This is a genomic window from Deltaproteobacteria bacterium (genome assembly GCA_016219225.1).
Classification (GTDB): Bacteria; Desulfobacterota; RBG-13-43-22; order RBG-13-43-22; family RBG-13-43-22; genus RBG-13-43-22.
The window spans coordinates 1-8,003 of sequence record JACRBX010000022.1; the positions used below are offsets into that span (position 1 = coordinate 1).

Here is an 8,003-nt window from a genome sequence, read left to right on the forward strand (position 1 = left end):
AGGCCCTGGAGGGTGTTGAATGGGTCCAGGAAACATGCACCAGGTTCAACATTCCGGCCTTGGCCCGTTTTGGGGTGACGGCGGAAGTCCTTCCGGAATTGATCAAAAAAGCCGCCGGGGCCAGCAGTATGAAAGGGAATCCGATTCAACTGACGGCCGAAGAGCTTAGAGTCATCCTGGTAAAGGCTTAGAATAAAGGCAAGCATACTTCCAACCTGACCCTATATCTTACCGCTCGTGCTTCCGGAAGAACTCCCAAATGACATCGGTGGCCCTTATTTTGTTCGATGTCTTGCCTACCAGGCTCTCCGGCAGGAAGCTCCTGCCCCCGGCCCAGGTGTGCCCCAGACCGGCGACCGCGAAATAGATGACTTCAGCGTTACCCAGGCCGGGAGAGTAGGTTTCTATGCGCACGCCGTCGGCTTCGGATAGGCTGGCCGGCACCGCGGGACAACTGAGCGCCCTGGCCCACTTCAAGATCGAATCGCGTACAGGTGGTTTCGGTTTCGCCCGGATCCTGTCGCTGACTCCAATTGCCAGTTTCGGAACGCCACCTTCGATCGGATTCAATGGATCGGCCGTGCCGGTGATATAGCACAGAGAGACAGGGTGCTTGAACAGGGGTGGATCGAACCATAGTGCACCGGCGACAGGGGCAATGGCGGCGATGCGATCAGACAATGCCGCGCCGACGAGAAAGCTCATGGAAGCGCCGTTGGAAAAACCGGTGACGAAAACACGCCGCTTGTCCAGAGCGAAGCGGGTGGAGAGATCATCAAGCATGGCGGCGATAAAGCCGACATCGTCCGGGGGTTTCTGGCCGGGATAAAACCGATCGGAACCGTCGTTCCAGAGCTGAGGATTCCTGACAAAGCTGCTCGGCTGTGCCGGGTCACGAGCCATGGCGTTGGGAAAGACGGCCAGCAATCCTTCCGTTTCAGCTTTCATCGTCCACTCCGTCTCCCGCATGGCGGCTCTCGCGGTGCCACCGCCGCCGTGAAGCATGATAACCAGTGGCGAAGGCCTTTGCGGTTGGTAAGTTGCAGGAACATGAACGATGTAGGTCCGGTCCAGGCCGTTCACGGTGATTGCAAGGCTATGGCTGCCCGGTCCCGCATGCTTATCCTGGGAGTGGGCGTTCGGAGGATTGCACAACAGGACAGAGAAGCAAACCCAAAAGGTCACCAGCGAGAAGGACCCCGTATCCTTGGTCTTACCGTCAATCATTTCTGAAACACCTCCGTTGCCGCAGACTTCTTTTTCAGCAATTTTAATCCTCGGGGACAGACTGCCGAGCAAATGCCGCAATTATCCCTTTGTGATTTATGAAAGAATAGATCATTTTCCTGCTTTTTTCAAGAATTGCCATTTTCTCCTGGGTAAGGATCTCCGCAATAATCTGTTACGACGCCATCGTTAAAAATCGGGTTGCATTTTTGTGAAGATAGGAAGAAAATAGAAAATAAGTACAGTCTGATAAAAAGACCTTAGGCGAGGAGAAGTCCTTGAAGAATCCAAAGCCCTCCCCTGCGGAACCCGAGTGCGAGGAGCGCTACCGTCTGCTCACCGAAAACGCCGGTGATACCATCTGGGCGGTTGATCTGACAGGAAAGCTGACCTACATCAGCCCTTCGGTTGAAGGCCTCTGCGGATTTACCCCGGCAGAATGTCTGGCGCGAAGCCTTAACAAGGCTCTCACCCCGGCCTCCATGACCCTCATCAGGGAGGATACGCAAAAAATCATCGCTGAGGCCGCCAGCGGTGAACCCTTGAAAGCCCACCGCCTTGAATTGGAATTCATTCATAAAGATGGTACCTCAGTCTGGGCGGAAGCGACATCCAATGCTATGTTCAACGCCGCCGGTGAACTAGTAGGGATTCAGGGCATCAGCCGGGACATTACCGAGCGTAAGCGGGCCGAGGAAGCGCTGCAGAGAAGCGAGGCGAGATTCCACACTATCTTCGCCCAATCCCCGGCCGGCATAGAATTATACGACGCCGGCGGCAAACTGATTGACGTCAATCCGGCATGCCTGGAGATATTTGGTGTCGAAAGCGCCGACGTCGTAAGGGGATTCGATCTGTTCACCGATCCCAATTTACCTACCGAAGCCCGCAGCCGCCTTGAGCAAGGCGAGCCGGTCCAGTACGAAACAGCGTTCAATTTTGAATTGGTTCGTCAGTGGGTACTCTACCCGACGACCAGATCCGGGCAGTGCTTTCTGAACTGTCTCATCGCTCCGCTCCACGGGCCGGATCATTCCATCACCGGCTATCTGGTACATGTGCAGGACATCACCGACCGCATGCGGGCCGAAGAAGCCTTACGGGAAAGCGAAACGCGCTATCGCCAACTGGTGGACAAAACCGATACGGGATTTGTAGTTGTTGATGACCAGGGAATTGTCATTGAGGCGAACGAACCATATATGCGGCTGATCGGTGCGGAAAAGTTGGAAGAGATTACCGGGCATTCGGTGATTGAGTGGACCGCACCGGAGGCACAGGAAAGTAACACTGCCTCGGTGGCCCTCTGTGCCCGCCAGGGTTTTATCCAGGACTTTGAAACGATTTATACGCACCGTAACGGATCGCGCCTCCACATCAATATCAATGCCACAACCCATGAAACGCCGGATGGGAAACGTCTAATCTCTTTCTGCCGAAATATCACAAAACGCAAGCAAATGGAAGAGGCTTTGCGGGAGAGTGAAATGCGGCTCCGCACGGTGATAGAAGCGGTGCAGGAAGGTATCACCTTCAGCGACAAAAAGGGGTATTTTGAGGCCTATAATTCAAGGATGGAAAAATTAACCGGTTACTCGGCAGACGAGGCCAATGCCTCTTCGGATTTTACCACCCTCCTCTACCCTGACCCGAAGGATCGCGAGAAAGCGCTCGCCGGACTCAGTGAGCTTACCACGATAGGCATGTCACGGGAGGCCGAGACAAAAATTCGGACGAAAGACGGAACACAAAAACATATCCTCGTTTCAACCACACTGATACCGTATAAGAATCAGAGAATGTTTCTGAGCAGTTATCACGATATTACCGAACGTAAACTCCTGGAAGCCGAACTCCGCCGGCAATCCATTGTTGATGAGCTTACCGGATTATTCAATCGAAGGGGATTTCTGACCCTTGCCGAGCAGCAACTGAAATTTGCCGAGCGGGCAAAGAAAAGCCTTATTCTGTTCTTCATGGATCTTGATCACATGAAATGGATCAATGATACAATGGGTCACCGGGAAGGCGATAGGGCCCTCATTGAAATTGCAACGGTTCTCCTACAGACCTTCAGAAAATCGGATATCATCGGTCGTATGGGCGGGGATGAGTTTGCAGTCCTGGCCATCGATACCGCCCACGAGGTAGGACAGACTGTCGCCCGTTTATGCGAGTCTCTCGACAGCTTTAACCAGTCTAAAACAAGAACATACAAACTCTCCCTGAGCTTAGGTACGGCACATTTTGACCCTGATAACCCCAGTTCACTTGACGATCTCATGGCCAGGGCCGATAATCTGATGTACAGGGAAAAAAGAACCAAACGGCAGATACGCCACGGATCCTAAACTTTTATTTATAAGGAGAAAACGGTGAATAAAAAAGACACAAACAATGCATCGACACTACTTGGTCGTCGCGATTTTCTTATTGCAGCCGCAGGCACCGTCGCAGCGCTCACGACGGGCGGTCTTCCCGGAACCGTCCGGGCAGCGTCGCCCCAGGCCCTGCCCCCTCTCCCTTACCCTGAAAATGCCTTGGAACCGGTCATAACAGCCCGGACAATCGGTTTTCATTACGGGAGACATCACAAGGGCTACGTGGATAACCTGAACAAGCTTGTGGCCGGCACAGAATATGCCGATTGGTCTCTGGAGAAGATCGTTACCGGGACCGCCGGACGGGCAGAGAAGTCCGCAATCTTCAACAATGCGGCGCAAGTCTGGAACCACACCTTTTACTGGAAAAGCATGAAACCCAATGGGGGTGGCGAACCGCCCGCTGTCCTGAAGCGCAAAATCGAGGCCTCTTTCGGCAGCGTGGAAGCCTGCAAGAAGGAGCTTGCCGGCGCAGCCCTTTCACAGTTCGGGAGTGGTTGGGCCTGGCTTGTTCTTGATGGCCTCAAGCTCAAGACGGTCAAGACCGCCAATGCCGATGTCCCCTTTACAACCGGTCTGAAGCCGCTGCTTACGATAGACGTCTGGGAGCATGCCTATTACCTGGATTATCATAATCGCCGGGCCGACTATGTCAATGCCGTGCTCGACAAGCTGATCAACTGGGAATTTGCCTTGCAGAATGCCGGCTGATTCGGACCGGTTTTTTTAAATAAATCATTGTAACAAAAGGAGAACGGGACTGCCGGACTGGAAAATTCGCGAGCACTATCTTGGGGATTTTACCGGGGGATCTACTTAAATTCCACTACGATGGGATTGGTCATTTCTATTTTCAAGCCTTCGATCCCTTTTACAAGTTCCTTTACTTCTTCGATCGTCTGAGGCTGGGCTGCATTGACTTTGTCAAAAATTTCCTTGTTTTCTATAAACTTCCCGAAATGCAGCTCGACGATGGTTAACTCAGAATTTTTCCTGTAGGTTGCATTGGTTTTAAGGATTGTGCCGTCTATTTCGAGGGCGATCCTCAATCCCATGTCTTTCAAAAACATCTTCATCATCTCCGCCGCTTTGGGGTCGGGCTGGCTTTCTTTCTGCACTTCTCCTTTTGGAACCTGGGCTTCCTTTTCCCCTTTAAATTTGGGCATGGTCACCGTCAGGGTTGAGACAGGGCCTTTCACAAATTTAAACAGGATCACCTCTTCTTTTTTGGCTGAAATTTTCTTATCTTCCCCAAGTTTCCCGGCCTTGTTTCCCGGATTCTGGTCGATTCTAAGGGTATTGATATCTTTGAACGCGTAAATAGCTTTAAAACCACCCATTGTTTCCGTCTTCAGCGGAACTGCAGAAACGAATTTCACCTCCGGTCCATATTGATTTTCTTTCGCCCGGGCATCCTTAATCATCCCCTGAATGGGGTCCTCTTTTTCAGCCTTGGTTTCATTTTTATTATTTTTATCAGCCGCAGCAAACTCTTTTGAAAGATCCTGAAAGGATTCCAACAAAGAATTAGACAGCATTACGGTTTCCTCGATAAAACCGCTGCCGTCAGCTTTGATACGTATAACCGTATCGGTCTGAAAGCAGCCGAATAAGAAGACAGAAATTATGATCACACAAAAAAATTTGAAATATGGCATTAGACTACCTTCCCGGTTACCTCTTTTCCAAGAGGGTTTTGACCTCGTTTCCAGCCTCACAGCCAGGGGGATTCCCGGGAGTTTCAAAAAAATTACGAGGCCGGCACGCGGCATTCGTTCAGATAACGGGCGATGATCTCTTCACTTAAGGAATAGGGATCGGTTTTTTTGTGGATCAGGTCCTGGATGAAGACCTCCCACTGGCCGGTACGGGTCAGATGCTCCATGATCACCTGGATGACATCCTGTTTGACCAAATCAAACAGCTCCATGCGGGCCCGGTCGTATTGAAACTTTTCCAGATGGGCAGGGTCTTTCTTGAGCAGGAAAGCCCGATGTTCCTCGATGCCCTTCATCAGATCCTCGATCCCTTCATTTTTGACCGCCTCGGTCAGAAAGATGGACGGTTTCCAGCCACCTTTGGTTTTCCGGTCCTTGTCCATCTCGATCATCATCATCAATTCCTGGCGGGTCTTTTGCACCCCTTCCCTTTCGGCCTTATTGATAACAAAGACATCGCCGACCTCCAGGATACCAGCCTTGATGGCCTGGATATCATCTCCCATGCCGGGTATGAGGATGATCAAAGTGGTATGGGCCGACCGGACGATCTCGATCTCGTCCTGCCCTACTCCGACCGTCTCGACCAAAATGTAATCCTTGCCCATGGCATCCAGGACGGCGATGGCCCCTCGGGTCGAAGGCGTGAGACCCCCGAAATGGCCCCGGGTGGCCATACTGCGGATGAAAACCCCTTCATCGGTGCTGTGCCGCTGCATGCGGATGCGGTCTCCCAAAATGGCCCCACCGCTGAAGGGGCTGGTGGGGTCCACGGCCAGGACCCCGACCGTTTTTCCCTGGGCCCGCAAATACTGGATCATCCGGTCCACCAGGGTGCTTTTGCCCACCCCGGGGGAGCCGGTGATGCCGATCACATAGGCCTTCCCGGTGTGGGGATACAATTCCTTGAGCAATCCCCTGGCTTCGGTAAGACCATCATCGATATCCCGGATCAAACGGGCCACGGTCCGAAGGTCCCCGGCTAAAATTTTTTGAACCCGGTTCATGATTGTCTCGGCCTTATATTTTCCCGAACCCATTTAACGATCCCATCCAACGTAGCACCTGGGGTAAAGATTTCTTTTACCCCTTTTTCCTTTAAGGAAACGATGTCCTCGTCGGGGAAGATGCCGCCGCCGATTAAGGCGATATCTTCGGCCCCTTTTTCCTTGAGCAATTCCATTACCCGGGGTAACAAAAAATTGTGGGCCCCGGCCAGGCTGGACAAGCCGATGAGGTCCACATCCTCCTGCAAAGCGGCCTGGACGATTTCTTCCGGAGTTTGATGCAAGCCGGTATAAACCACCTCGAATCCGGCATCCCGAAAGGCCCGGGCAATAATGCGGGAGCCGCGGTCATGTCCGTCCAATCCCGGTTTTCCTACCAATATGCGTATCTTCCGTTCCTGGGTCATAAGTTTCACCTTTAAAAAGAAAATAATGTTACGGGTTACGAGTTGCGGGTTGCGGGTTCAAAACCAACCTTACTTCGACATTCGATATTCGATATTCGATATTCGCATTTTCATGCTTCGTGGTGCCCCCTGGGGCATGAGGGTTTAATATTCCGAATTCCGCAATCCGCAATCCGCAATTTAAAAGATTCCCGGGTCCCGATACCGGCCGAAGACCTTCCGATAGACATCACAGCATTCCTGTAAAGTGGCATATTCCGTAACCGCCTCAATCAATACGGGCATAACATTCTCGCTGTTCACACAGGCCTCGCCCAGGCGTTCCAAACATTCCCGGACCCGGCTGTTGTTCCGGTCGTTTTTTACCTGATGCAGTCGGGCGATCTGCCGGGCCTCTAATTCAGGGTCGATCTTCAGAATCTCCACCGGCGGGGGCTCTCCGGTCACATATTTATTGACCCCCACCATAATCTTTTCCTGTTGATCGATCTGCCGTTGAAATTTATAGGCCGCATCGGCGATCTCCATCTGGGGATAATGCCGGTCCAGGGCCTCGACCATACCCCCCATGTCATCGATCTTTTGAATGTAGGCCATGGCCTCTTCTTCCATCTTGTTGGTCAGGGCCTCGACAAAATACGATCCTCCTAAGGGGTCAATAGTATTGGTCACTCCCGATTCGTCGGCAATGATCTGCTGGGTCCGCAGGGCGATGGTCGCCGCTTCGGCCGTCGGTATGGCCAGCACCTCATCCAGGGAATTGGTGTGCAGGGATTGGGTACCCCCCAGGACGGCGGAAAGGGCTTCTAAAGCCGTCCGGACCACGTTGTTATAGGGCTGCTGGGCCGTCAACGAGCAGCCGGCGGTCTGAGTGTGGAAGCGCAGCCACCAGGACCTCGGATTTTTGGCCTTGAAGCGCTCTTTCATGAACCGGGCCCACATCCGGCGGGCTGCCCGATATTTGGCGATCTCCTCAAAAAAATCGATGTGGGCATTAAAGAAAAAGGACAGGCGGGGGGCGAAATCATCCACGTCCAGTCCCCTCTTCATGGCGTCTTCCACATAGGCCAAACCATCGGCCAGGGTAAAGGCCAGCTCCTGAACGGCCGTGGAACCGGCCTCCCGGATATGATAGCCGCTGATGCTGATGGTGTTCCAGCGGGGCACCTCTCTGGTCCCGAATTCAACCGTGTCGGTCACTACCCGGAGGGATGGCCGGATGGGGCACATAAAGGTCTTCTGGGCGGCAAATTCCTTGAGCAT

At 52.8% G+C, this 8,003-nt stretch carries 8 protein-coding genes; 3 read left to right on the forward strand and 5 right to left on the reverse strand.

Features of this window, described 5'->3' with window-relative positions:
• Positions 1-191: iron-containing alcohol dehydrogenase (locus HY879_01585; GenBank protein ID MBI5602027.1), on the forward strand; the 191-nt coding region annotated here is incomplete at its 5' end.
• Between the two features lie 37 nt (positions 192-228).
• Here HY879_01585 and HY879_01590 read toward each other — a convergent pair.
• Positions 229-1,227 (reverse strand): hypothetical protein, encoded by a 999-nt coding sequence (locus HY879_01590; GenBank protein ID MBI5602028.1) that lies wholly within the window; start codon positions 1,225-1,227, stop codon positions 229-231.
• A 278-nt stretch (positions 1,228-1,505) separates the two neighbouring features.
• On the opposite strand from HY879_01590, the gene HY879_01595 reads away from it, so the two are divergent.
• Both HY879_01595 and HY879_01600 read left to right on the forward strand, forming a co-directional pair.
• The gene (locus HY879_01595; GenBank protein ID MBI5602029.1) at positions 1,506-3,578 is read left to right on the forward strand and encodes a PAS domain S-box protein; all 2,073 of its coding nucleotides are present in this window, start codon (positions 1,506-1,508) and stop codon (positions 3,576-3,578) included.
• 81 nt (positions 3,579-3,659) lie between these two features.
• Complete coding sequence (locus tag HY879_01600; protein ID MBI5602030.1) at positions 3,660-4,319, forward strand: superoxide dismutase; 660 nt, start codon at positions 3,660-3,662, stop codon at positions 4,317-4,319.
• A gap of 101 nt (positions 4,320-4,420) precedes the next feature.
• On the opposite strand, the gene HY879_01605 is transcribed toward HY879_01600, so the two are convergent.
• The 4 genes from HY879_01605 to HY879_01620 all read right to left on the reverse strand — a co-directional run.
• Complete coding sequence (locus HY879_01605) at positions 4,421-5,146, reverse strand: hypothetical protein (GenBank protein MBI5602031.1); 726 nt, start codon at positions 5,144-5,146, stop codon at positions 4,421-4,423.
• Positions 5,147-5,358: 212 nt separating this feature from the next.
• Entirely contained in the window at positions 5,359-6,333 is a 975-nt protein-coding gene (gene meaB, locus HY879_01610) for a methylmalonyl Co-A mutase-associated GTPase MeaB (GenBank protein ID MBI5602032.1), read from the reverse strand.
• Complete coding sequence (locus tag HY879_01615; protein MBI5602033.1) at positions 6,330-6,740, reverse strand: cobalamin B12-binding domain-containing protein; 411 nt, start codon at positions 6,738-6,740, stop codon at positions 6,330-6,332. Before HY879_01615 ends, meaB begins: the two co-directional genes overlap by 4 nt.
• 180 nt (positions 6,741-6,920) lie before the next feature.
• On the reverse strand, positions 6,921-8,003 hold a 1,083-nt coding region (locus HY879_01620), incomplete at its 5' end, for a methylmalonyl-CoA mutase (GenBank protein MBI5602034.1).

Bases quoted from the DNA above. Each gene is read 5' to 3' on its own strand.
- HY879_01605 (MBI5602031.1), bottom strand. From the start codon at position 5,146: ATGCTGTCTAATTCTTTGTTGGAATCCTTTCAGGATCTTTCAAAAGAG.
- HY879_01590 (MBI5602028.1), bottom strand. From the start codon at position 1,227: ATGATTGACGGTAAGACCAAGGATACGGGGTCCTTCTCGCTGGTGACC.
- meaB (MBI5602032.1), bottom strand. From the start codon at position 6,333: ATGAACCGGGTTCAAAAAATTTTAGCCGGGGACCTTCGGACCGTGGCC.
- HY879_01615 (MBI5602033.1), bottom strand. From the start codon at position 6,740: ATGACCCAGGAACGGAAGATACGCATATTGGTAGGAAAACCGGGATTG.